23 protein-coding genes and 1 rRNA gene are annotated in these 24,064 nt (G+C 66.3%); 8 read left to right on the forward strand and 16 right to left on the reverse strand.

Annotated features, from left to right (window positions below; genetic code table 11):
• Window positions 1–18 precede the first annotated feature (18 nt).
• Together ACVOJ1_RS11330 and ACVOJ1_RS11335 are read left to right on the forward strand one after the other, a co-directional pair.
• Window positions 19–519, forward strand: coding sequence for a protein tyrosine phosphatase family protein (locus ACVOJ1_RS11330; protein ID WP_065175441.1), 501 nt, complete (start codon window positions 19–21; stop codon window positions 517–519).
• A 28-nt stretch (window positions 520–547) separates the two neighbouring features.
• Entirely contained in the window at window positions 548–1,519 is a 972-nt protein-coding gene (locus tag ACVOJ1_RS11335) for a bile acid:sodium symporter family protein (RefSeq protein WP_065175442.1), read from the forward strand.
• Between the two features lie 96 nt (window positions 1,520–1,615).
• Here ACVOJ1_RS11335 and ACVOJ1_RS11340 read toward each other — a convergent pair whose 3' ends face one another.
• Window positions 1,616–2,368 (reverse strand): hypothetical protein, encoded by a 753-nt coding sequence (locus tag ACVOJ1_RS11340; RefSeq protein WP_197622932.1) that lies wholly within the window; start codon window positions 2,366–2,368, stop codon window positions 1,616–1,618.
• Window positions 2,369–2,445: 77 nt separating this feature from the next.
• On the opposite strand from ACVOJ1_RS11340, the gene ACVOJ1_RS11345 reads away from it, so the two are divergent.
• Entirely contained in the window at window positions 2,446–2,742 is a 297-nt protein-coding gene (locus tag ACVOJ1_RS11345; RefSeq protein WP_164151077.1) for a hypothetical protein, read from the forward strand.
• A gap of 360 nt (window positions 2,743–3,102) precedes the next feature.
• Here ACVOJ1_RS11345 and cyoE read toward each other — a convergent pair whose 3' ends face one another.
• Genes cyoE through ACVOJ1_RS11365 form a run of 4 tightly spaced genes read right to left on the reverse strand, consistent with a single transcriptional unit; the run spans window position 3,103 to window position 6,515 of the window.
• The gene (gene cyoE / locus ACVOJ1_RS11350) at window positions 3,103–3,996 is read right to left on the reverse strand and encodes a heme o synthase (RefSeq protein ID WP_053519487.1); all 894 of its coding nucleotides are present in this window, start codon (window positions 3,994–3,996) and stop codon (window positions 3,103–3,105) included.
• Between the two features lie 4 nt (window positions 3,997–4,000).
• A complete protein-coding gene (locus ACVOJ1_RS11355) occupies window positions 4,001–5,164 on the reverse strand; it encodes a COX15/CtaA family protein (RefSeq protein ID WP_065175445.1) in 1,164 nt (387 codons plus the stop codon).
• A gap of 10 nt (window positions 5,165–5,174) precedes the next feature.
• The gene (locus ACVOJ1_RS11360) at window positions 5,175–5,744 is read right to left on the reverse strand and encodes a hypothetical protein (RefSeq protein ID WP_053519489.1); all 570 of its coding nucleotides are present in this window, start codon (window positions 5,742–5,744) and stop codon (window positions 5,175–5,177) included.
• A 57-nt stretch (window positions 5,745–5,801) separates the two neighbouring features.
• Entirely contained in the window at window positions 5,802–6,515 is a 714-nt protein-coding gene (locus tag ACVOJ1_RS11365; protein WP_053519490.1) for an SURF1 family protein, read from the reverse strand.
• Window positions 6,516–6,572: 57 nt separating this feature from the next.
• On the opposite strand from ACVOJ1_RS11365, the gene ACVOJ1_RS11370 reads away from it, so the two are divergent.
• Entirely contained in the window at window positions 6,573–6,791 is a 219-nt protein-coding gene (locus ACVOJ1_RS11370) for a twin transmembrane helix small protein (protein ID WP_008264755.1), read from the forward strand.
• A gap of 21 nt (window positions 6,792–6,812) precedes the next feature.
• Here ACVOJ1_RS11370 and ACVOJ1_RS11375 read toward each other — a convergent pair whose 3' ends face one another.
• The 6 genes from ACVOJ1_RS11375 to ACVOJ1_RS11400 are packed head-to-tail and all read right to left on the reverse strand — an operon-like array spanning window position 6,813 to window position 11,606.
• Window positions 6,813–7,688, reverse strand: a complete 876-nt coding sequence (locus ACVOJ1_RS11375) for a cytochrome c oxidase subunit 3 (protein WP_053519491.1) — start codon at window positions 7,686–7,688, stop codon at window positions 6,813–6,815.
• Window positions 7,689–7,701: 13 nt separating this feature from the next.
• Window positions 7,702–8,292, reverse strand: a complete 591-nt coding sequence (locus ACVOJ1_RS11380) for a cytochrome c oxidase assembly protein (protein ID WP_053519492.1) — start codon at window positions 8,290–8,292, stop codon at window positions 7,702–7,704.
• Complete coding sequence (locus ACVOJ1_RS11385; RefSeq protein WP_053519493.1) at window positions 8,289–8,495, reverse strand: hypothetical protein; 207 nt, start codon at window positions 8,493–8,495, stop codon at window positions 8,289–8,291. Before ACVOJ1_RS11385 ends, ACVOJ1_RS11380 begins: the two co-directional genes overlap by 4 nt.
• An 8-nt stretch (window positions 8,496–8,503) precedes the next feature.
• The gene (gene ctaD, locus ACVOJ1_RS11390) at window positions 8,504–10,111 is read right to left on the reverse strand and encodes a cytochrome c oxidase subunit I (protein ID WP_053519494.1); all 1,608 of its coding nucleotides are present in this window, start codon (window positions 10,109–10,111) and stop codon (window positions 8,504–8,506) included.
• A 59-nt stretch (window positions 10,112–10,170) separates the two neighbouring features.
• On the reverse strand, window positions 10,171–11,118 hold the full coding sequence (coxB, locus tag ACVOJ1_RS11395; protein ID WP_053519495.1) for a cytochrome c oxidase subunit II: 948 nt from the start codon (window positions 11,116–11,118) through the stop codon (window positions 10,171–10,173).
• Window positions 11,119–11,129: 11 nt separating this feature from the next.
• Window positions 11,130–11,606, reverse strand: a complete 477-nt coding sequence (locus ACVOJ1_RS11400) for a DUF2244 domain-containing protein (protein WP_346480446.1) — start codon at window positions 11,604–11,606, stop codon at window positions 11,130–11,132.
• A 273-nt stretch (window positions 11,607–11,879) separates the two neighbouring features.
• Between ACVOJ1_RS11400 and putA the strand changes: the two genes are divergently transcribed.
• Complete coding sequence (gene putA, locus ACVOJ1_RS11405) at window positions 11,880–15,098, forward strand: bifunctional proline dehydrogenase/L-glutamate gamma-semialdehyde dehydrogenase PutA (RefSeq protein ID WP_053520202.1); 3,219 nt, start codon at window positions 11,880–11,882, stop codon at window positions 15,096–15,098.
• A 118-nt stretch (window positions 15,099–15,216) separates the two neighbouring features.
• On the opposite strand, the gene pnuC is transcribed toward putA, so the two are convergent.
• A complete protein-coding gene (pnuC, locus tag ACVOJ1_RS11410) occupies window positions 15,217–15,816 on the reverse strand; it encodes a nicotinamide riboside transporter PnuC (protein ID WP_065175455.1) in 600 nt (199 codons plus the stop codon).
• Window positions 15,817–15,921: 105 nt separating this feature from the next.
• The gene (locus ACVOJ1_RS11415; RefSeq protein ID WP_065175449.1) at window positions 15,922–17,343 is read right to left on the reverse strand and encodes an outer membrane protein transport protein; all 1,422 of its coding nucleotides are present in this window, start codon (window positions 17,341–17,343) and stop codon (window positions 15,922–15,924) included.
• A gap of 226 nt (window positions 17,344–17,569) precedes the next feature.
• On the opposite strand from ACVOJ1_RS11415, the gene ACVOJ1_RS11420 reads away from it, so the two are divergent.
• Window positions 17,570–18,262 carry a rhomboid family intramembrane serine protease gene (locus ACVOJ1_RS11420; RefSeq protein ID WP_053520204.1) on the forward strand — a complete coding sequence of 231 codons (693 nt, stop codon included), beginning with the start codon at window positions 17,570–17,572 and terminating at the stop codon, window positions 18,260–18,262.
• A 39-nt stretch (window positions 18,263–18,301) separates the two neighbouring features.
• Here ACVOJ1_RS11420 and ACVOJ1_RS11425 read toward each other — a convergent pair whose 3' ends face one another.
• Together ACVOJ1_RS11425 and ACVOJ1_RS11430 are read right to left on the reverse strand one after the other, a co-directional pair.
• A complete protein-coding gene (locus ACVOJ1_RS11425) occupies window positions 18,302–19,798 on the reverse strand; it encodes a S41 family peptidase (protein WP_065175450.1) in 1,497 nt (498 codons plus the stop codon).
• Window positions 19,799–19,906: 108 nt separating this feature from the next.
• Window positions 19,907–21,250, reverse strand: coding sequence for a murein hydrolase activator EnvC family protein (locus ACVOJ1_RS11430; protein ID WP_428992349.1), 1,344 nt, complete (start codon window positions 21,248–21,250; stop codon window positions 19,907–19,909).
• Window positions 21,251–21,300: 50 nt separating this feature from the next.
• On the opposite strand from ACVOJ1_RS11430, the gene ACVOJ1_RS11435 reads away from it, so the two are divergent.
• On the forward strand, window positions 21,301–21,963 hold the full coding sequence (locus ACVOJ1_RS11435) for a DUF4097 family beta strand repeat-containing protein (protein WP_111186647.1): 663 nt from the start codon (window positions 21,301–21,303) through the stop codon (window positions 21,961–21,963).
• A 76-nt stretch (window positions 21,964–22,039) separates the two neighbouring features.
• A complete protein-coding gene (locus ACVOJ1_RS11440) occupies window positions 22,040–23,755 on the forward strand; it encodes a M28 family metallopeptidase (RefSeq protein WP_279942712.1) in 1,716 nt (571 codons plus the stop codon).
• Between the two features lie 146 nt (window positions 23,756–23,901).
• On the opposite strand, the gene rrf is transcribed toward ACVOJ1_RS11440, so the two are convergent.
• Window positions 23,902–24,016, reverse strand: a 5S ribosomal RNA gene (rrf, locus tag ACVOJ1_RS11445).
• Between the last annotated feature and the right edge of the window lie 48 nt (window positions 24,017–24,064).

A 24,064-nucleotide genomic window follows, 5' to 3' on the forward strand; every position in this document is an offset into this window, starting at 1 on the left:
GTTTCAACGGAGAGGACCATGCTGCTGCGCCTGACCTGCCTGCTGTTGCTGTCCCTCTACCTGCCGCTGGCGGCCTTGGCCGCAGATGCCCCGCTCAATGAAGTCCGCCCCGGCCTGTATGCCGGCGGCCAGCCCAGTGCCGCACACCTGCGCGAACTGGCTGCGCAAGGCGTACGCACCGTGATCGACCTGCGCCAGCCCGACGAGGACCGTGGTTTCGATGAAACCCGCGCGGCCGAATCGCTGGGCCTGCGCTATGTGCGCATCCCGGTGGCCGGCGCCGAGGGCCTGGATGCGGCCAATGTGCGCGCCGTGCACCAGGCCCTGCAGCAGAGCCAAGGGCCGGTGCTGCTGCACTGCGCGTCCGGCAACCGCGCCGGTGCCGTGCTCGGACTGGTCAATGCACGCTACGAACATGCCAGCCCGGAACAGGCGCTTCAGCTGGGCCAGCGCGCCGGCCTGAAGTCGCTGGAAGCGGCCACCCGCCAGCGTCTGGCCACACCGGTCACCTCGCCCTGAACCCTCCACACCAAGGAGTCTGCCCCCCATGACCCGCTGGTGGTCGCGCCTGCGACCGGACAACTTCACCCTCGCCCTGCTGTGCACCGTCGGCCTGGCCTCGCTGCTGCCGATGAAGGGCGCCGCCGCCATCGTCCTGGACGATGTCACCACGGTCGCCATCGCCGCGCTGTTCTTCCTGCACGGGGCTCGCCTGCCGCGCGAATCGATCATCGGCGGCATGCTGCACTGGCGCCTGCATCTGACCATCCTCGCCTGCACCTTCCTGCTGTTCCCGATGCTGGGCCTGATGTTCAAGCCGCTGTCGGGCTGGCTGTTGACCCCGGAGCTGTACCTGGGCGTGCTGTTCCTGTGCACCCTGCCCTCCACCGTACAGTCGTCCATCGCCTTCACCTCGATGGCGCGCGGCAATGTGCCGGCGGCCGTCTGCAGCGCATCGCTGTCGAGCATCCTCGGTGTGTTCCTCACGCCGCTGTTGTTGACCGCGCTGGCCGGCACCTCCGGCGGTGTGCATGACCCGCTGCATGCGATCGGCGGCATCATGCTGCAGCTGCTGGTGCCGTTCGTGGCCGGCCACCTGCTGCGCCCGTGGATCGCCGGCTGGGTCGAGAAGCAGCGCGCGCTGCTGCGCTACACCGACCAGGCCACCATCCTGCTGGTCGTGTATTCGGCGTTCGGCGAAGCCGTCACCGAAGGGCTCTGGAGCAAGACCCCTGTGCTGTCGCTGCTGGCAGTGGCCGTGGTAGCTGCCGTCCTGCTCGGTATCGCCATGCCGCTGATCACCTTCATCGCCCGTCGCCTGCACTTCAACCGCGAGGACGAGATCGCCATCGTGTTCTGCGGCTCCAAGAAGAGCCTGGCCACTGGCGTGCCGATCGCCAAGGTGCTGTTCGCCGGGGGCAGCCTCGGTGCCATCGTGCTGCCGGTGATGATCTACCACCAGATCCAGCTGATCGTCTGCGGCGTGATCGCGCAGCGCTACGCACGGCGCAGCTCCTGACCCGGAAATTCATCCACACATGGCGTGGAACTACTGCAGAGCAGAGCCCATGCTCGGCTGATGCCACGCCACGTGTGGACGCCCCTCGCGCCGTCGCTAATCCACGATGGCGGCAGCGATGTCGTGCAGCAATCGGGCGCTACGCTCCACGTCGGTGCCGCGCTCCCCGGTTGCGATCAGGCTGAAGGTCTTGCTGTCTCCCGTCCAGACAAGCTCGACGCGGGTGCGGCCAGCACTGTCAATGCTCTTCTTCAAGTGCGCGAGCGCGCCTTTCACTGTTGTGTTCTGCGCCTCGGCAATGACCTCGATATGCGTGCCCGCAGCGAGGAAGTTGTTCTCGCTGAACTCCACGACGCCGATGCCTTCCAGCTGGAAGAAACGGCTCAGCCCCGAGGACCTGCCTCCATCCAGAGCGCCACTGGGCTCCATACCGATCAGCTCTGCCGGTCCCAGGAGGCTTGCTTCCAGGCTGCTGGGGGGCTGCGGCAGGCGCTGGCGTAGTTCCGACGCCGAGCGATATCGGCGGGGCAACGCAGCCAGCAGTTCGGCCCGCGTTGGGATGTCCCCTTCTGCAACCTGCACCACACCTGCTGACCGGTCCATATCCGCGCGAAGCTGATGCTTCACCGCTTCGGGGGCATCCAGGTCTGCCAGCCGCACGATCTGGTAGCTGCCAGCGCCTACGAACGACCCTCTCGTCGTCGAGGCCTCCTGCATTGCAGCTTGCATGGCACGTTGGTGCAGCCAACGTCCCACCGGATCAGGAGCTGCATCGGTCTGCGATGCCTGGGCCGACATCGACATCAGCAGTGAGGTTGCAAGAAAGCAAACGCTTTTCATGATGCTCACCACTCCGAAAGTTGGCAATCGACTGCGCTCGTGGACTGGGTGAATACACGCCCGCCCAGCCCCCATGTGTGGTAACCATGAACAACCATCCGTTCCGGATCGGTGCCATCGCCTGCGTAGAAGCGCCAGGAGTACAGTCCATTGTTGGGAGCAGCAAGGACATGCTTCGGCTCGATGTTTCCAAGCGGGATATGCCTGGATGCGGCAGAGCCCTGGAAGTTGCGGAACTGGGGCCGTTCGTAGGTAACGGATTCATTGACGAATCCAATGCAGTTGGCCCGACTCAGTGCTTTTACTTCTGCTGTTGCATTGCCGGCCAAGCACGCAAGCGCAGCACAGAGGACGATGGGCAGAGAAACATGGCATCTCATTGATTGCTCCACAGAATTGCGATTGATCTCGCAAATCCTGTGTATCCACATTCGACCATCCCGCCTGCCGGATCCATCCGTATCTGTGATCCACTGCCCGCGGTGAGTCAGCAGCGCGGCAGATCCCTACACCGTAGCGGCTCGGCGGGTTGGCAAAGTGCCGCCTCCGGCGAGCGGAAGCCGACATTGAACGCACGGAGTTCTGTGGAAGACCGTCCACGCACGGCGTGGCTGCGCAGCACGCGTGCCGCCTCGATCAGGTCAAGCATGTCCTCCCTGCGACGGCCGTCATGCATCCGGCTGATGCGCCCGCCTTTCCCTGGGACACGGTAGCGCCGGGCCATGCCCGGCGGCAGGCGCCCGTTACAACCAGGGCAGGATCCAGTGGTCGATCAGCAGGAAGGCGAACAGCGCCATCAGATAGACGATGGAGTACTGGAACATCTTCATCGAGAACAGCTCATCCGGCGGATCCAGCATGCGCCACGCATACCAGAGGAACACCGCGTTGAGCACGATCGCACCGCCCAGGTAGAACGGTCCGCTCATGCCCACCAGATAGGGCAGCAGGCAGACCAGGGCCAGCACCACCGAATACACCATGATCTGCCTGCGGGTATGCACCACGCCGTGGGTCACCGGCAGCATCGGGATCTTCGCCTTGGCGTAGTCCTCGCGGCGGAAGATCGCCAGCGCCCAGAAATGCGGCGGCGTCCAGATGAAGATGATCAGCACCAGCAGCGACGAGTACGCCCAGTCCGAAGAGCCCTGCATTCCGGTGACGGCGGCCCAGCCCAGCATCGGTGGCATCGCGCCGGCCAGACCACCGATGACGATGTTCTGCGAGGTCGCACGCTTGAGGTAGACCGTATAGATCACCGCATAACCGATCAGCGAAGCGAAGGTCAGCACGGCGGTGATCACGTTCACCCACAGCACCAGGATCGTCATCGACAGCACGATCAGCGCGCCGGCGAACACCAGCACCTGCCACGGCTTGACCTTGCCGACCACCAGCGGCCGCCACGAGGTGCGCGCCATCTGCGCATCGATGTGCGCATCCAGCAGCTGGTTGATCGCAGCCGCAGCCGAGGCCGCCAGCCAGATGCCGAGGAAGCCGAGCAGGCCCGCGCGTACCTGTTCCCAGCTGGGCACGCCTGGAATGGCCAGGACCATGCCCACCAGGGCGGTGAACACGATCAGGGCGACGACCTTGGGCTTGGTCAGGTCCCAGTACTGGCGGTAATTGGAGAACATCGGATCAGTCCGGGGCACGCAGGCGGGCCAGCAGGCTGACCAGCACGAACAACAGGGCAACGGCCACGCCGTTGTGCGCCACCGCCACTTCCAGCGGCAGCGCCAGCTTCACGTTGAGGATGCCGAGGGTGACCTGCAGCACCAGCAGCACGATCAGCGCAGTCGCCCAGCCCCGCATGCTCGGCAGGCGGAACAGACGCACGCCCAGCCACAGCAGGTAGGCAGCCACCACGATGGCAAACAGGCGATGCGCCAGCTGGATGGCGATACGCGAGGCGCCATCGAGCACGCCCCCTTCGTAGTCCACGCCGATGCCACGCCACAGGGTGAAGCCTTCGACGAAGTTGTGCTGCGGCCACCACTGGTTGGCACAGCGTGGGAAGTTGTCCAGCGAGGCGCTGCCGCCGCCGCAGGCCAGCGCCGCATAGTTGGCACTGACCCAGCCGCCCAGTGCGATCTGGGTGACCAGCACGACCACGGCGGCACGTAGCAGCCACTTCAGCCTGGGCGCCTCGGCCAGCGTGATCGGCAGATGCGTGGCCCGCCACGCCAGCCACACCAGCAGGCCGAACATCAGCATGCCGCCCAGCAGGTGGCCCATCACCACGATCGGCTTCAGCAGCAGCGTCACCGTCCACATGCCCAGCAGGGCCTGGAAGATCACCACCGCCAGGGTCAGTACCGCCGCGCGCGCCAGATCGATGTTGTTCCAGCGCAAGGCGGCAATCAGCAGTATCGCCTCACCACTCAGGGCCAGGGCACTGGCCGTCGCATGCCAGCCCATCATGTACAACGGTATGCCGGCAGCCACCAGCACGCAGGCGGTGACGACCGCCGCGGTTCCGAACCGGCGCCTGCGCGTGGCCAGCAGGGCCAGGGTAAGGATCTCGATGCCCAGCGCGCCGGCCAGGAAGCGGTGAACCTGCTCGCGCCAGGCCTTGTGCGTTTCCAGAGGACGGATATCGGCGGCCGGGTGGCCAACCGTCTCCTCGATGTGCTGCGGCCAGGTCGCGCGGCCGTAGCAGGTCGGCCAGTCCGGGCAGCTCAGCCCCGCATCGGACAGACGGACGAAGGCACCGAACATGATCGTGCTCGCGGTCATGATCATGGCGAACCACGCCAGGCGGTGGAAATTGCGGTGCAGCGCCGGACGCGCGGAAAGGCTCATCAAACAGGACTCACTTCAGTTTCAGCAACGTGGCCATGTCCTTGCGCAGGCCCCCAAGGTCGCTGCCCGGGGCATGGCGCATGATCACGAAGCCGTTCGGATCGATCACGTAGACCGGCAGGCCAGCCGGATCGTCGACGCCGGGCAGGGCCGCGCGCAGCGCTGGCGACGGTGCCAGCGGCCGCAGCGCGGGCAGCGAGGCGATCGACGCCGGTGGCGGACCCAGCCACAGGATCTCGACATTATCGGCGTTATGGCCGAACAGCTGCCACACCTTGCCCAGTCCCTGCGACAAAGTGACGCACTGCGCGTCGCAGGCACCGGCCGGTGCCACCAGCAGGCGCCAGGTGCGCGCCTCCGGATTCCAGGGATAGGCCGTGCCGTCGGCCAGGGTCGGTGGCTGCTGGCGCAGGTCCACCGGGGGTTTGAGCAGCTGTCCACTGTTGCGGTGGCCGGTAGGCTGCCATCCGGAGAAGCGCAGCACGGCCGCCAGCGCCATTGCCCCGAAGAACACGGCGAACAACAGCACCAGGGTCCGGCGACCGGAACCGCGCGCCTGCGGGGATGTAGCAGTGTTCATGCGGGCATTTTCTCATGGTTGGACAGGGGATGCCGGGCGCCCGAAGTCGGGCCGGCGCTAGCGTGGAACGCGCCTGCTGCGCCCTTCCAGCACCAGCGCAACCACCAGCACGGTCAGCGCCAGGCCGAACCATTGCACGGCGTAACCCAGGTGGCGCTGCGGGGGCAGCGTGTTCGGCAGCAGATCGAGGTCGCGTTCATCACCGAAGGGCAGCGCCGGATCAAGCCGCAGCACGCGCTCCGGCAGTGCGGGCAGCCCCAGCGCCGTCGCCAGGCCCTCGGCAGGCAGCCGGCTGGCCAGCCAGCGCTGCGCCTCACCGGTTGCAGAGAACGCCGGGCCCAGCGCCAACCCTGCCGACGGCGGCGGCGCCAGCAGCCCGCGCACGGCCACCGGCGAAGGCGGCGGCGGCAGGTCGGGGAGCGTGCGGTCGGCGGGCAGCGCGCGCCAGCCGAGGTCGACCAGCAGCACGCTGCCGCCGTCGCTGCGGAAGGGGCGATAGATCTTCACCCCGGCCCGGCCGTGCCGGGTCTGGTTGTCCAGCAGCACCACGCCCGGCAGGAAGCGGCCATGGTCGGCCACGCCATGCAGCGCGCCCGGCGCCGCCAGTGCCTGCGCCAGCGGAAGTTCCTGCGCCGCAGCGGGGCCCTGCGCATCCAGCATGGCCTGCTTTGCATGCATGCGCTGCAACTGCCACAGGCCCAGCGCGGTGAATCCCGTGATCGCCACCAGCGCCAGCAGCCAGCCGATCACCCGCGTGTGCTGGCGCATCATGACAAGTCCGCGCAAACGCGGTCAGATAGGCACATCCACCCTGCCCTCGAGCCGCGCATGAGTGATTCGCTGAAGACCCTGCTGGTGATCGCGTTTCTGATCGTCATCGTCTGGAACCTGGGCGCCGGGCTGTACTACCTGCTGGTCGACCGGGGCCAGACCAAGCGCACGGTCAACGCACTGACGCGCCGCATCGCGGTGTCGGTGGCGTTGATCGTACTGGTGATCGTGAGCATCTACATGGGCTGGATCAAACCGCACGGCATCGGTGGCTGAGTACGCCACCGGCACCGGCGCTTACAGCACGTAGACGAACAGGAACAGCATCAGCCACACCACGTCGACGAAGTGCCAGTACCACGCAGCGGCCTCGAACGCGAAATGGTTGTCGCGGGTGAAGTGCCCCTTTGCCGAGCGCAGCCACATCACGATCAGCATGATCGTGCCCAGCAGCACATGCGCACCGTGGAAACCGGTCAGCATGAAGAACGTCGACCCGTAGATGCCCGAGCCGAGCGTCAGGTTCAGCTCCTTGTAGGCGTGAATGTACTCCTCCGCCTGCAGGGCAAGGAAGCCCAGGCCCAGCGCCACGGTCAGGCCCAGCCAGACCAGCAGCTGGCGACGGTGCCCGGCCTTCAGCGCATGGTGGGCGATGGTGAGCGTCACGCCGGAAGTCAGCAGGATCAGCGTATTGATCAACGGCAGGCCCCAGGCCGGAATGGTCTGGAAGGCCCCGCCGATCGCCGCCGGGCCGTTGGTGGGCCACCCCGCGGAGTAGCCCTGCCACAGCAGCTCGTTGGTCATCACCCCGCGTCCCTCGCCGCTGAGCCAGGACAGGCCCAGGTGGCGGGTGTAGAACAGTGCGCCGAAGAATGCGCCGAAGAACATCACCTCGGAGAAGATGAACCAGACCATGCCCATCCGGAACGAACCATCGACCTGGCGGTTGTAGTTGCCGGCCTGCGATTCGCGCACCACGTCGCTGAACCACCAGAACAGGGTCAGCACCAGCATCGCGATGCCGATGTAGAACGTCCAGCGCCCCCAGCTGGCATCGTTGAGCCAGCTGGCCACGCCCACCATGGTCACCATCATCGCGATGGAGCCCACGAATGGCCATTTGCTCTGGGCCGGGACGAAGTACACGTTGGCGTCGGTCGGTGTCTGGGCCATGTCGTTATCCGGGTCAGGGAGCGGCGTGCGCGCCTTCCGAAGTGGCGGCCGGAGCCAGCCGATCGGACAGCGCGTCGTTGCGGTAGAAGGTGTAGGACAGGGTGATCGTCTTGATTTCCGGCGGCAGATCCGGATCGACGATGAAGCGCACCGGCATGTCGCGCTTCTCGCCGGCCTGCAGCGTCTGCGCGGTGAAGCAGAAGCACTCGGTCTTGCTGAAGAATCCGGAGGCACGTGCTGGCGCGACCGAGGGCACCGCACTACCGACGATCGCCTGTGGGCCGTCATTGCGGGCGTAGTACAGCGCCTCGTTCAGCTCACCGGGCACCACGTCCATGGTCAGCTGCTCGGGATGGAATGCCCATGGCAGCCGCGAATTGACCCCGCCATCGAACTCCACCCGCACGGTGCGCTTTGCGGTGGCAGCCCCCACGCTGGCCTCGCTGCCCGGGCCGCGCTCCAGGCGCACGCCGAACACCTTCTCGCACGCGATGCGATACAGCGGCACCAGCGAGAAGGTCAGCAGGAACACGGCCACGGCAACGCCGATCAGGCGCGGCAGGCCGGCGCTGGGCGACGGTGTGCTGGCCGGTGTCGGGCTCATCGTCCGATCACCCCGCTGAGAATGAAGGTGGCATAGACCAGTACGGCGATGGCGCCCACCACGACCGCCGTGCGCCGGGCACGCCGGCGCTGCTGTTCGATGCCCTGAGTCTCGCCGCCGTACAGCCGGGCCCTGCCCGGCTGCTCTTCGACAGCCGAGCCGGGCTCGGCTCTACAGGTCTGGAGCGGGCTCTCGTTATGCATGCCCCACCTCAATGCGTGATGTCGTCATGCGCCAGATCGCCCGGGCGCAGGATCGGCGGGGTGGTGAAGGTATGGGCCGGTGCCGGCGACGGCAGCGTCCACTCCAGGCCACGCGCACCTTCCCAGGACCGATCGGCCGCCTTCTCGCCATTGCGCAGCGAGGACAGCAGGATCGCCGCCATCATGAAGGGCGTGACGAACATACCGAATGCGCCGATCGAGCTGATCAGGTTCCAGTCGGCGAACGCCACGCTGTAATCGGGAATACGGCGCGGCATCCCGGCCAGGCCGAGGAAGTGCTGCGGGAAGAACAGCAGGTTGACGAACACGATCGACCACCAGAAGTGCACCTTGGCCCACTTCTCGCTGTACATGCGACCGGTCCACTTCGGCCACCAGTAGTACACCGCGGCAATCAGCGCGAACACCGCACCGGTCACCAGCACGTAGTGGAAGTGGGCAACGACGAAGTAGGTGTCGTGGTACTGGAAGTCGGCGGCGACGATGGCCAGCATCAGACCGGAGAAGCCGCCAATGGTGAACAGGATGACGAAGGCCACCGACCACAGCATCGGCGCCTCGAACGTCAGCGAGCCACGCCACATCGTGCTGACCCAGTTGAAGACCTTCACGCCGGTCGGGATCGAGATCAGCATGGTGGCGAACATGAAGTAGATCTCGCCGCCCAGCGGCATGCCCACGGTGAACATGTGGTGGGCCCAGACGATGAACGACAGGAAGGCGATCGCAGCCGTGGCGTACACCATCGCCTGGTAGCCGAACAGGGGCTTGCGGCTGAAGGTGGGAATGATCTCGCTGACCACGCCGAAGGCGGGCAGGATCATGATGTACACCTCGGGGTGGCCGAAGAACCAGAAGATGTGCTGGAACATCACCGGGTCACCGCCACCGGCGGCGTTGAAGAAGCTGGTGCCGAAGAACTTGTCGGTCAACAGCATGGTCACCGCACCGGCCAGCACCGGCATCACCGCGATCAGCAGGAAGGCGGTGATCAGCCAGGCCCAGCAGAAGATCGGCATCTTCAGCAGGTCGATGCCCGGCGCGCGCATGTTGAGCACGGTGGCGATGATGTTGATCGCGCCCATGATCGAACTGATGCCGGCCACGTGGATGGCGAACACAGTGAAGGCCACGTTGTAGCCGCCCTGCAGCGACAGCGGCGGATACAGCGTCCAGCCACCGGCCGGCGCACCTCCGGGCAGCAGGAAGGTGAGCAGCAGCAGGCTGAAGGCCACCGGCAGCAGCCAGAACGACCAGTTGTTCATGCGTGGCAGGGCCATGTCCGGCGCACCGATCTGCAACGGCACCATCCAGTTGGCCAGGCCGACGAAGGCCGGCATCACTCCGCCGAAGATCATCACCAGTGCGTGCACGGTGGTGAGCTGGTTGAAGGTTTCCGGCCTGACGAACTGCAGGCCCGGCTGCATCAGCTCGGCGCGGATGATCACGCTCATCGCCGCGCCGATGATGAACATGATGAAGCTGAAAAGCAGATACAGGGTGCCGATGTCCTTGTGGTTGGTCGAGAAGAACCAACGCTCGAAGAAACCCGGGTGGTGGTGGTGATCGTCGTGCCCAACTGCCGAGTGCGCCATTGCAAAACACCTCTCAGAATCGGTTGTCGCCACGGCCGCAGGCGGCCGCGGGATTTACATCACGCGCCGCTGGCCGCGGTGGCAGGGGCGGCACCCGCTTCGGCGGCGGCAGGTTCGGCCGGCGCGGCAGGCGTCTCCGCCGCAGGCGCAGCCGGTTCGGCCGGGGCTGCGGCCGGCGGTGCCGGCTTGCGCTGCGCCAGCCACTGCCTGAACTCCTCCTTGGACACGGCCTCGACCACGATCGGCATGAATCCGTGGTCCTTGCCGCACAGTTCAGCGCACTGCCCGCGATAGACGCCCGGCTGCTCGATGCTGGTCCAGGCCTCGTTGATGAAGCCGGGAATGGCATCCTGCTTCCAGCCCAGCGCCGGCACCCACCAGGCGTGGATCACGTCGTCGGAGGTGATGACGAAACGGACCTTGGTATCGACCGGCAACACCAGCCGGTTGTCGACATCCAGCAGGTAGTGGGGATGGCTCTCGCGCGTCGGCACCTTGCCACTCTGCCGCATGCGGTCCGACTCGCGGTCCAGGCGGCTGGTGAAGGTGACGTTCTCGCCCAGGTACTCGTACTTCCACATCCACTGGTAGCCGGTGACCTTCACCGTCATCTCGGCATCGCGGGTGTCGTACATCTTGATCAGGTTGGCCGTGGCCGGCCATGCCATCACCACCAGGATGATCACCGGGATCACCGTCCAGATGATCTCGGCCTTGGTGTTGTGGCTGAAGGTGGCTGCGACCGCCCCCTTGGATTTGCGGAACTTGAAGATGGCGTAGGCCATCGCCCCGAACACGATCACGCCGATCACCGTGCAGACGATCAGCGAGAGATTGTTCGACTCCCAGGCCAGGCGCGAGGTCTGGGTTACCCCCTTGCCCATGTTCAGCTGCCACGGCTTGGGATCGGCCGCCTGGGCCCATGCCATCGCCGGAACCCATCCCCCGGCCACCACTGCGGCGGCCATTGCAACGCACTTCGTGCCCCACCTGCTGCTTTGCTTCATTGCCTAGACCCTTAGCGTCGTCGGTTGCCGCCATCGCTGGCGGCGAGCAAGCCTTCAAGTGTCTCTGCGAGCGTCTGACGTTCGGCCGGCGCGAGGAAACTCCCCACCTCCACCTGCCGGCCGCTGGACGCAAGCCGGACCCTCTCATCGTCGGCGAGCAGGCGCACCCAATGCGGGTGAGCCCGGAACACCGGCAATCCACCGGGCATGGGGATGACCTCCACATACGCCGGCACTACCCGGATTTCCTCCTGCCGTTCGCCGCTGCGCCACAGGGCACGTAACGCGGCTGCCAGCAACAGGCTGTACAGCAGCGCGAACAGGGGGGCGAATGCATTGCCGGCCAACCACCCCAGGGCGGAGACCAGCCACATCGCTCCCGACAACACGGTGAACAACAGGACGAACTGCCGGGCATCGAGCGCCCGTGGGGGACGCAGCCGCAGCTGCGTACCTGACCCATCTGGAGCTGGAAGCACCTCGATCATGTCGCAACCGCGTTCCTGCCGCGGGAAACGTCTCGATGGTAGCCCCGCCGTCTCACCGGTAGCAAGGGTGCATTCACACTTTTTGCCATGCTGCAATACAGCATTCGCCCGGCGCCGCAAATGACGAATTCAGCACAAATAGTGTCGCGCTTGCTGAACACACTGAATCCACCACCGTTAGGGGCTATCAGCATTCACGAAGGCGGCCGCGGGGCACTTCCGGAGGGCGCAAAAATGATTAAAATCGCCAAGTTTTCCATTGGCCGGACCGGCATGAACGCACCCTCCTCCTCCCTTGCCGCCCACGACGCCCCGCGTCATGGCGCGCTGCTGTCGCCGGAACTGCCGGCGTCCCCCAACCCGTTCCGCCAGGCCATTACCGACGCCTGGCTGAAGGACGAGGCCAGCCACGTCCGTGAGCTGCTGGCGCAGGCCCGCCTGCCCGCCGAGGAACAGGCCCGGGTGCAGGCGCTGGCCGCCGATCTGGTCGGCCGCGTGCGCGTGCGCGCCAAGGACCAGGGCGCGATCGAAGCCTTCATGCGCCAGTACGATCTGGGCAGCGAGGAAGGCGTACTGCTGATGTGCGTGGCCGAAGCGCTGCTGCGCATTCCGGACCAGGACACCGCCGACAAACTGATCCGCGACAAGCTGGCCGACGCCGACTGGGAAAAGCACCTGGGCGGCAGTGACTCGGTACTGGTCAATGCCTCCACCTGGGGCCTGATGCTGACCGGCAAGCTGGTGCAGATGAACGATGCCACCCGTGCCGACGCACCCAGCGCGTTCAAGCGCCTGGTCGGACGCGTGGGTGAGCCGGTGATCCGCCTGGCCGTGCGCCAGGCGATGAAGATCATGGGCCATCAGTTCGTCATGGGCCGCACCATCAGCGAGGCGCTCGCGCGTTCGCACAAGGGCGACAACGCCAGCTATCGCTATTCCTTCGACATGCTGGGCGAAGGTGCCCTGACCATGAAGGATGCGCTGCGCTATCTGGAAGACTACCGTCGTGCGATCCACGCCATCGGCGGTGACCACAAGGCACGCGGTGGCCGTCCCGACGGCGACGTCAACAACGCACCGGGCATCTCGATCAAGCTGTCGGCGCTGTACCCTCGCTACGAACATGCCAAGCGCGAGCGCGTGCTGAAGGACCTGGTGCCGGGCGTGCTGGAACTGGCGCAGCTGGCCAAGAGCTACGGCATCGGCTGCACCGTCGACGCCGAGGAGTCCGACCGCCTCGAGCTTTCGCTGGACATCATCGAGCAGGTGTTCTGCGACGCCTCGCTGGCCGGCTGGGACGGCTTCGGCGTCGTGGTGCAGGCCTACCAGAAGCGCACCCCGTACACGATCGACCACCTGGCCGACATGGCCCGCCGTGCCGGTCGCCGCCTGCAGGTGCGCCTGGTCAAGGGCGCCTACTGGGATGCCGAGATCAAGCGCGCGCAGATCGAGGGCTACCCGGGCTACCCGGTGTTCACCCGCAAGCAGAACACCGACGTGTCCTACCTGGCCTGTGCCAAGCGTCTGTTCACGCATGCCGATGTGATCTACCCGATGTTCGCCACCCACAACGCGCACACCATCGCGGCCGTGCGCAGCATTGCCAACGGCGGCGTGTACGAGCACCAGAAGCTGCACGGCATGGGCGACGATCTCTACGCCGAAGTGGTGCCGGCCGATCGTCTCGGCCTTCCCTGCCGCGTCTATGCGCCGGTCGGATCGCATGAGGATCTGCTGCCGTACCTGGTGCGGCGCCTGCTGGAAAACGGCGCCAACTCCAGCTTCGTCAACCGCATCACCGACGAACGCGTGCCGATCTCCGATCTGATCCGCGATCCGGTCGAGATGGTGTCCTCGTTCGAATCGATTCCGCATCCCAAGATCCCGCTGCCGGTTGACCTGCTGCGCAGCCAGAACCACGACAGGAAGAACTCCATGGGCGCCAATCTCGCCAACGACAACGAACTGCGCGCCCTGGCCGGGCAGCTCAACGCGGCAGTGAAGCCGTGGCAGGCCGCGCCGCTGGTGCCGGGTGCGACCCCCGCAGGCGCGCCGCAACCGGTAACCAACCCCGCCGATACTCGCGAAGTGGTCGGCCAGTGGCTGCCCGCCGATACCGCCACCGTGCAGAAGGCGCTGGCCAATGCCGTGGCCGCGCAGCCGGCCTGGAACCGCACCCCGGCAGCAAGCCGCGCCGCCATTCTCGAGCACGCCGCCGACCAGCTCGAAGCACGCATGCCCGAGTTCATGGCGCTGTGCGTGAAGGAAGCCGGCAAGAGCCTGCCCGACAGCATTGCCGAAGTGCGTGAAGCGGTCGACTTCCTGCGCTACTACGCCAAGCAGGCACGCGAGCAGTTCGGACATGCCGAGAAGCTGCCGAGCCCCACCGGCGAATCCAACGAGCTGCAGCTGCACGGCCGTGGCGTGTTTGTCTGCATCAGCCCGTGGAACTTCCCGCTGGCGATCTTCCTGGGCCAGGTGGCCGCCGCACTGGCTGCCGGCAACAGCGTCATCGCCAAGCCGGCAGAGCAGACCAACCTGGTCGGCTACTACGCCGTGAAGCTGCTGCATGACGCCGGCGTGCCGGCCGAGGTGGTGCAGTTCCTGCCGGGCGATGGTGCCACCGTCGGCGCGGCGCTGACCGCCGATCCGCGCGTGGCGGGCGTGGCCTTCACCGGCTCCACCGACACCGCACGTGCGATCAACCGCGCGATGGCCGCGCGTGATGCCGCCATCGGCGTGCTGATCGCCGAGACGGGTGGCCAGAACGCCTTCATCGCCGACTCCTCGGCGCTGCCGGAACAGCTGGTCAAGGATGCGATCGGTTCGGCCTTCACCTCGGCCGGCCAGCGCTGCTCGGCCGCACGCGTGCTGTTCGTGCAGGACGACATCGCCGACAAGGTGATGACCATGCTGGCCGGCGCCATGAAGGAACTGAAGGTCGGCGACCCCGGCCTGCTGTCCACCGACGTCGGCCCGGTGATCGACGCCGATGCGCTGAAGATCCTGCAGGACCATGCCGAACGCATGGACCGCGAAGCGCGCCTGATCGCTGCGGCTGAACTGTCCGCCGAGGCTGCCCACGGCACCTTCTTCGCACCGCGCGCGTACGAACTGAAGAACCTGGGCCAGCTGCAGAAGGAGATCTTCGGGCCGGTCCTGCACGTCATCCGCTGGAAGGGTGAGCAGCTGGACGCGGTGATCGAGCAGATCAATGCCACCGGCTACGGCCTGACCCTGGGCGTGCACTCGCGCATCGACGAGACCGTCGATCGCATCACCAACGGCATCCAGGTCGGCAATGTGTATGTCAACCGCAACCAGATCGGTGCAGTGGTCGGTGTGCAGCCATTCGGCGGCCAGGGCCTGTCCGGCACCGGACCGAAGGCCGGTGGCCCACATTATCTGCTGCGCTTTGCCACCGAGAAGACCGTCACGGTGAACACCACGGCCGCTGGTGGTAACGCCTCGCTGCTGACGCTGGGCGACTGATCACCGGGTTGATGTGGTCAACGAAAAACCCCGCGGAAGCGGGGTTTTTTGTGCCTCGCTTGCTGTAGAACCGAGCCCGCGCTTGGCTTTTCCGGCGCAGCCGAGCGTGGGCTCGGCTCTACAGGGAGCCAGGTGCCGCCGTGGCCTCGGCACGCATCAGATTGCGCCAGTGGCGCAACGCCACCAGTGCATTGATCCAGAAACCGACGTACAGGATCGACGTCAGGTGCAGGCCACGGCTGTAGTACAGGGGCACGGCGATCGTATTGACCAGCAGCCACACCCACCACGATTCCAGCTTGCGGCGCATCATCAGGATCTGCGCGATCACGCTCAGCACCAGTACCGCCGAATCGACGTAGGGCGCATAGGCGTGGGTCAGGCGGGTCAGCATCCAGCCGTAGCCGAACGTGGCCAGGGCCGCCGTCGGCAGCAGCCACATTCCCGTGCGCGGGCGCAGCGAGGTGATCGGCAGCGGTGCGCCGTGGTTGCCACGCAGCCATTGCCACCATCCCAGCACGCTGATGGCGATGAAGAAGAACTGCAGCACCATGTCGGCGAACAGGTGTGAGCGCTCGAAGACAACGGCGAACAACGCGCAGCCGACGATGCCCAGCCACCAGGTGTGGACGTTGTTGCGTCCCGCCAGCAGGATCGAGCCCGCGACCGCTACGTTGGCGGCCAGCTCCAGCTGGAAGTTCGGATCGGACAGGTTCATGCGGCCATTGTCGTAGATCCACAGCCCGCGTGGATGCGCGCTGCACAAACAAAAGGCCCCGCTTGCGCGGGGCCCTTCGTGTACTGGATTAGGCCGAAGCCTGGATCAGAACTTGTACTGCAGCGATGCGGCCAGCACGTCGCCACTGACCTTGTACTTGCCGATGACGGTGTTGGCCGTCGCCGAGGTCGAGTAGATGTCCGGATCCTTGGTGAACAGGTGGGTGTAGCCCACGCTGTACTCCAGCTTGTCCGACGCTGCGTAGGTCATACCCAGCGACAGCCACTTGCGGGTGGTGTCCGGCACGCGGACGTCACGGTGCTCGTAGGTGGTCGGGGTCTGATCGTAGGCCAGGCCGCCGCGCAGGGTCAGCTTGTCGTTGACCTTGTAATCGGTACCGATCGCCGCGAAGGTGGTATCGCGGTAGTGGAACGGCAGCACGCTGTCCGGCTGGTTGGAGTCATAGTCGACGGTGACCTGGTCGAACTTGCTCCACGCAGTACGGGTGACTTCAGCCATGACCTGCCACTGGTCGTTCACCCGATGGGTGATGCCGACGGTCGCGCTGGCCGGCAGGGTGATGGTGGCGCGGCCGTTGCTGTCGATGAAGGTGCCGGTATTGGCAAGGAAGGCCGCGGCATTCTGCGGAATGGTGAAGTCGGCAGTGCCGTCGGTGATCTTGTGTTCGACCTCCGAGCGGTAGCTGAAGGCGATGTTGGTGCCTTCCACCGGGCTGACGGTCATGCCCAGGGTATAGCCGACCGACACTTCGTCACCCTTGATGCGCAGGTAGCCATCAGCAGTGCCCGGAGCGAAGCCCAGCTGGGCCGCCTGGCGGGCAGCAGCCTGCGAAGCGGCAGCGGCCTGGGCCGGAGTACCACCAGCCTGCAGCACGCGGGCGGCAGCCTGACGCTGGGCCGTGGCATTGATCGCGGTGCCGGTGTCGACGGCGCTGGTCAGGTCGACGTTCAGGCGCTCGGCGAACACCGAAGCGCCAAACGACAGGTACGGGTTGACGTCGTACGAGAACGCGACGCCCAGGTCGATCGCCTGCAGTTCGGTCTTGACGCCGTTGTAGCGGCCGACCCAGTCACGGTCGTATTCGGTCTTGAAGCCGAACGGAACGGTCAGCGAGGCACCGAAGTGCATGTTCTCGTTCTCGCCGAACGGCAGGTGGAAGTAGGCCGCCGGGACCGGGGCGATCATGCCGGCGTCGCCGCCGTTGCCACCCGAGATCGGCGCGCCGTTGCCGTATTCGCCACGGCCGCGGAACTTGGCACCGAAGCTGATCGCGCTGACGTCGCCCTGCAGCAGGGTACCGTCGAGCAGGCGCATGGAGGCCGGGTTGGTGGCGATGACCGAGGCGTCACCTTCGGTCGAGGTGGAGCCGGCGAAGGCGCGGCCCAGGCCCTTGGCGCTGTTTTCCTTCAGCTGGAAGGCAGCAGCGTTGGCGTCGGCGGCGGCCAGCGCACCGGCAACGCCGACGGCCAGCAGGGTCAGACGGGCAATGGTGGAAGCGGTTTGCATCGTAGTTCTCTCTCCGGTAAGCGGTGATGTTGCTCTGAGTGCGCCTGCGCCCGGCAGGCCCTGGGGCCCATCGGAGCGCGCCGGATTCCCCTCCCGACATACGACGCCGTATGCGAGTATTACCCAGAGCCGTTAATGAAACAATAACAGCGGCGGCGCTTTTTTCGTCGCAAAACCTGAACAGGAGCGCCCCCGCCACGGAGCCCGGCGCGCTAGGCTTGTCGCCATGTTCGTTTCCCTTCCGTCGCGCAAGAAGGCCGCCCTGCGCTGGGCCACACCCGTGCTGTTTGCGGCACTGTGGCTGGCTTTCCTGTGGTCAATCTCACGGCCGGATGATGCCAGGGGCAGCCTGTGGCTCGACTGGGGCGCGCTCTCCACCGGCCTGACCCATCCGCTGGACTGGTGGGCCACCCTGCAGGACGGCAGCGTGCTGCGCCTGTTCACAGCCCTGTTCCTGCATGCGGACTGGTCGCACCTGCTGGGCAATCTGGTCTTCCTGCTGATCTTCGGCCTGCCGGCAGAGCGGGTACTGGGGCCATGGCGCCTGTTGCTGCTGTTCCTGGTCGGCGGCGCGGTCTCCAACCTGGTGGCGATCTACACCATGGGCAGCCCGGACCAGATCATCATCGGTGCCAGCGGCGCGGTGTCGGCCCTGATCGGCGCCTACCTGGCCCTGTTCCCGGGCGCGCGACTGGGCGTGGTGATTCCCCTCGGCCTGTTCCTGGAGTTCGTACGCGCCCCGGCCTATCTGCTGATCGGCGTGTGGGCAGCACTGCAGGTGGTGTTCGCCTATATCGGCCCGACCTTCGGCATGGTGGCCTGGTGGGCCCACATCGGCGGCTTCGTGTTCGGCGTGGTGTATGGCGTGTACGTGCGCGCAGCGATCGCGCGCCGCCTGCGCAAGCGGCACGGGTTCTAGGCAACCGGCCGGCGTCGCCGGGCGTGGCCCGGCGCTACCTCAGGGCTTTGCCGGGGCCGGGCTCGGCTTTGCTTCCGGCTTTGCTTCCGGCTTTGCTTCCGGCTTTGCTTCCGGCTTTGCTTCCGGCTTTGCTTCCGGCTTTGCTTCCGGCTTTGCTTCCGGCTTGGCGGTCGCCGCGTCGGCGGCCTTTTCCGCTTCCGCCTTCGCGGCTTCGGCCTTCAGTCGCGCGGCCACCGAGCCGGGATGCTTCAGTTCGGCGAGCGCATCGTTGATCGGGCCATCGCCCGGCAACACCGCGCCTGCCCGATAACCTTCGGTTCCTTCATCGTCGCCGCGCAGATGACCCGGCAGGGTGGCTTCGCTGTAGTCGCTCAGGCTGGCCGGCAGCGCGTCATCCTCAGGGCGCGGCGCAGGCTTGAGCTCCACATCCGGCACGATGCCGGTGGCCTGGATCGACTTGCCGCTGGGCGTGTAGTAGCGCGCCGTGGTCAGCTTCACCGAATCGCCGTTGTCCAGCGGCAGCACGGTCTGCACCGAGCCCTTGCCGAACGTGCGGCTGCCAACCACGCGTGCGCGGCCATTGTCGCGCAATGCACCGGCCAGCACTTCCGAGGCGCTGGCCGAACCCGCATCGGCCAGCACCACCACCGGTGCGCCCTTCAACAGGTCGCCCGGCGTGGCGTCGAAACGCGCATCGCTGATGCTGATGCGGCCCCGCGTACTGACGATGTTGCCCTTGTCCAGCAGATCGTCGGCCACCTGCACAGCGGCGGTCAGCAGGCCACCCGGATTGCTGCGCAGGTCCAGCACCAGCCCCTTCAGCGTTCCACCGGACTGCTTCTGCAGCTGCTGCACATGCTTCTGGAAATCCGAACCGGTGTCGGCCTGGAAGGTACTCAGGCGGATGTAGCCATAGCCCGGTTCCAGCAGGCGGCTGCGCACGCTGGTGACGCGGATCGTCTGCCGGGTCAGGCTGACATCGAACGGTTTCGGCCGGCCGTCGCGCACGATGGTCAGCACCACCTTGCTGCCGGCCGGGCCCCGCAGCGGCTCACTGGCATCGATCGCACTGATCGGCTTGCCATCGATGGCGATGATCAGATCGCCCGCGAGGATGCCGGCCTTGGCCGCCGGCGTGTCATCGATCGGCGCGATCACCTTCATGCTGGCGTTGTCCGGCTGCTGCTGCAGCTCGACGCCGATGCCCTCGTAGGCACCGGAGGCCTGCTCGTCGAAGGCCTGCGCATCTTCCTTGTTGAAATACGTGCTGTGCGGGTCGAGGTCGAGCAGCAGGCCACGGACCGCCGACTGCATCAGCTTGTTGTCGTCGACCGGGTCGACATAGGCCGCGCGCACCGCGTTGTACACCGCCACGAAACGGCGGATGTCTTCCAGCGGCACCTTCGAGGTCACCGCCTCCTCGCTGCTCGCCGCCTGCCCGCTGTTCGCAGCGGTCGGGGCCGGCGCGGTCTGCTGCGCCCAGGACAGCGCTGGCAACAGGGCCAGCAAGAGGGTGGCGGTACGGGCTGCGCGCATGGAGCACTCCTGTCGACGGTGGCATCGTGCCCAAGGCACAGGCACCGATTATGCGCGAAGCACAGCTAAATTCCCGTTGAACCCACGCAGTCCGTGCAGGCCCCGGGTTCAGCGGCGCTGCAGCCAGCTGTCTGGATTGACCGGCTGCCCACCACGACGCAGCTCGAAATACAGTGCGGTCACGCCCTGGCCGCCGGAGTTGCCGACCTTGGCGACCGCATCGCCACGGCTGACCCGCGCACCTGCATCCTTCAGCAGCGTGTCGTTATGCGCATAGAGGCTCATGTAGCCGTTGCCGTGATCGACGATCAGGATCATGCCGTAACCGGTCATCCAATCGGAGAAGACGACCGTGCCATCGGCTACCGCGGTCACCGTGCTGCCGGCCGGGGCACCGATCAGCACGCCGCTGCTGGTGCGGCCATCCGGCAGCTTGCCGCCATAGCGTGCCAGCAGGTTGCCCGACAGCGGCCACCCCAGTCCCCCCACCTTCGGTGCCGGCGCCGATGCCACGGCCGGCGGCACCTTGGTCGCCGGCGGCGGTCGGCCTTCGGCGGCGGCCTGGCGTGCAGCGCGTTCGGCGGCGGCCTTCTCCGCGGCAGCCCGGCGCGCTGCCGCGCGACGCTCGGCTTCGGCCCGCGCTGCGGCCGCGCGCAGATTGGCCAGCAGGGTTTCCAGTGCCTTGGCATCCTGCCCCAATGCCTGTTCCTTCTCGCGCCGGTCCTTGAAGCGTTCGTCCAGCGAGGCCACGGTCTGCGCACGTTCGCGACGATCGGCCGCCAGCGCAGCCGCCTGCTGCTTCTGCTCGCGCTGGGTCCCCTGCAGCTGCTGCTGGCGTTCGGCAATCTGTGCCTGCAGCGCCTCCAGTTCCTTGAGATCGGCAGTCAATGCGGTGATGCGCTGCGCGCGCTCGCGCTGCAGGTACCGGTGGTAGGCCAGTGCACGGTTGGCATCGGCCACCGTGTCCTGTGACAGCAGCAGCTTGAGCGGGGCGTGGTTGCCCAGCTGATAGGCCGCGCGCAGCAACCCGGCCAGTTCGCGATGCTGCTGCGCCAGGTTGGACTGCAGGGTCGTGCGACGTCGCTCGGCCTCGGCCAGTGCCTGGTTCTGCTCGCGCAGCGCCGCCTCGGTCTGGGCCAGCACACGGCCGCTGCGGGCCACCTTCTCATCGGCCGCGCGCAGCTGCTGAGATGCCTGGCCACGCTGGCCCTCAAGCTGGCGGCGCTCCTGCGCGACGCCCTTCAGCTCGCTGCGCAGCTTCTGCAGCTTGCGCTCCGTTTCGCGCGTGTTCTGTGCACCTGACGGAAGCGGCAGCGCCAATGCCAAGGCCAGCCCCAGCAGCAGGCAGCGCCCGCCGCGGGCAGCGGCGATGTGATGTCGGCGTGAGGGGAAGGCGTTGTTGCGCAAGGGCTTTCCAGTGACTTCAGGCAGTTGCAGGGGCGATTGGGGAATGGTGACATCAACGCACGCGGCCTGCCAGCCGCACATCCACCGAGGGACCCATGAACATTCGATCCATTCCGCTGCTGTTGGGCGTGCTGCTGGCCAGCAATCCCGCCTGGGCACAGGACAACATCAGCAAGGTCAACGGCAGCATCACCGCCGAAGCCGGGCAGCGCTACGGCAAGCTGGATACCGTCAACGGCGGCATCCGCGTCGGCGAAGGCAGCGAAACCGGCAGCATCGATACCGTCAACGGTGGGGTGAAGGTCGCCGACCGCGCCCGTACCGCCAGCATCGAAACGGTCAACGGCGGGGTGCGCCTGGGCCGTGAGGTGATCGCCCGCGGCAACGTCAGCACGGTCAATGGCAGCATCTTCAGTGATCGCGGCAGCCAGATCGAAGGCGGCGTGGAGACCGTCAACGGTGGCATCGGCCTGGTCGAGAGCCGCGTCAGCAAGGACGTGGAAACCGTCAATGGCGATATCACCGTGGGCATCGGCTCCCAGGTCGACGGCGGCGTGCGCGTGCGCAAGCCCAGCTTCAGCGTCTCGCTGACGGCCGTCCGCAAGCCGCGGGTCATCATCGGCCCGAACGCCGTGGTCAGTGGCGCCCTGCACTTCGAGCGGGACGTGGTGCTGTACGTGCACCGCACTGCGCGCATCGGCCCGGTCAGCGGCGCCGATCCCATTCCGTTCGACAGCGAAACCGCGCCGGCGGACTGAGCCCAACGATTCGGGGATACTCCCCGTTCCCGGCCGCACCACCGTGCGGCCATCCCTTGTTTCCCAGGAACCGATGATGCCCCGCAAACTCCTCCTGTGCCTGGCCGCCGCGGCCGCGCTCAGTGCCTGCAAAGGCAATGACTCCCCGGCGCCGAGCGCCGGCACCGACAGTACCGCCCCGTCCACCGCGACTGCGGGCCATGCGTTCTCGCCGGAGATCAATGCCGCCGACTTCGCCGAGATGGTCAAGACCCTGGCCTCCGACGAGTTCGAAGGGCGAGCACCGGGCAGCAAGGGCGAAGAGCTGACGGTCAACTACATCCGCGACCAGATGCAGCGTATCGGCCTGCAGCCGGGCAATGGCGACAGCTGGTTCCAGGACGTGCCGATGACCGAAACGACGGCCGATGAGTCCACCGTGCTGAAGATCAACCAGGGCGGCAAGACCACCGAACTGAAGTTCGGCACTGACATGGTGGTCGGCACGCGTACCGGCCAGGCCGAGATCAGCATCGATGCCAGCGACCTGGTGTTCGTCGGCTACGGTGTCGATGCACCGGAACAGAAGTGGAACGACTATGCCGGCCAGGACTGGAAGGGCAAGACGGTCGTCATGTTCGTCAACGACCCGGGGTTCCACGTCGATGACGAAACCCTGTTCGACGGCAAGCGCATGACCTATTACGGCCGCTGGACCTACAAGTTCGAGGAGGCCGCACGCAAGGGCGCCGCTGCTGCCCTGATCGTGCACGACACGGCCGGCGCCTCCTACGGCTGGGACGTGGTGAAGAACTCCTGGGCCGGACCGCAGTACGACCTGCCGGCCAAGGACGATCCGGAAGCACGCATCCCGGTGCAGGGCTGGCTGAGCGCCGACGCCGCACGCTCACTGTTCGCCGCCGCGGGCCTGGACCTTGACCAGGCCTACAAGGACGCCAGCAAGCGCGGCTTCAAGCCGGTGCCGCTGAAAGCCACCGCATCCGTCGACCTCAAGAGCCGTATCGCACAGAAGCAGTCGCGCAACGTGGTCGGCGTCCTGCCGGGCACCAAGCGTGCCGATGAGGCCGTGCTGTACATGGCCCATTGGGATCACCTGGGCAAGCACGAGGGCGAGGAAGGCGACAACATCTACAACGGTGCGATCGACAATGCGACCGGCGTGGCAGGCATCCTGGAAGTCGCCGAAGCGATGGCCCACCAGGATCCGAAGCCGGAGCGTTCGGTGGTGTTCCTTGCCGTGACCCTGGAAGAATCCGGCCTGCTCGGCTCCAAGTACTACGTTGCGCATCCGACGTTCCCGCTGGACAGGATCGCCGGCGTCATCAACATCGACGCCATGTCCGTGGCCGGCCGCGCCAAGGACGTGACGGTGACCGGCTTCGGCAGCTCCGAGCTGGAAGACATCCTCAAGCCGCTGGCGGCGGCCCAGGGACGCACCCTGCACGGCGAAAGCTCGGTACAGAGTGGCTTCTACTTCCGTTCCGACCACTTCAATTTCGCCAAGGCAGGCGTCCCGGCGCTGTACGCCGACGGTGGCGAAGATCTGCGCGAAGGTGGGGTGGAAGCCGGCCGCAAGGCAGCAGCCGACTACGGCGCCAACCGCTACCATGGCCCGAAGGATGAGTTCGATGCGGCGAGCTGGAAGCTGGACGGCACTGTCGAAGACCTGCAGCTGATGTACGGCGTCGGCAAGGAGCTTGCCGGTGGCGACCGCTGGCCGAACTGGTATGAAGGCAATCCCTTCAAAGCCGCCCGCGACACGATGATGAAGGCCAAGACCCCGGCCCGCTAACGTCGCGCCATGCTCGACTGAACGCTATCGAGGTCAGAGCGGCGCCCTACGGGGCGCCGCTTTTTTTGTGCGATCGCAGCTCAGTGGCCGCTTTCCGCGCATAAAGAAAAACCCCGCTGCGCGAGCAGCGGGGTTTTGGGTGTAAACCCTGGCGATGACCTACTCTCGCATGGCTTGAGCCACACTACCATCGGCGCGGCTGCGTTTCACTTCCGAGTTCGGGATGGGATCGGGTGGTTCCACAGCGCTAATTTCACCAGGGAGGCTTTTGGAGAGTCGCACTCGTCCCGATGGGACAAGGCGCCAGCC

This window comes from Stenotrophomonas sp. STEN225 (assembly GCF_056756445.1).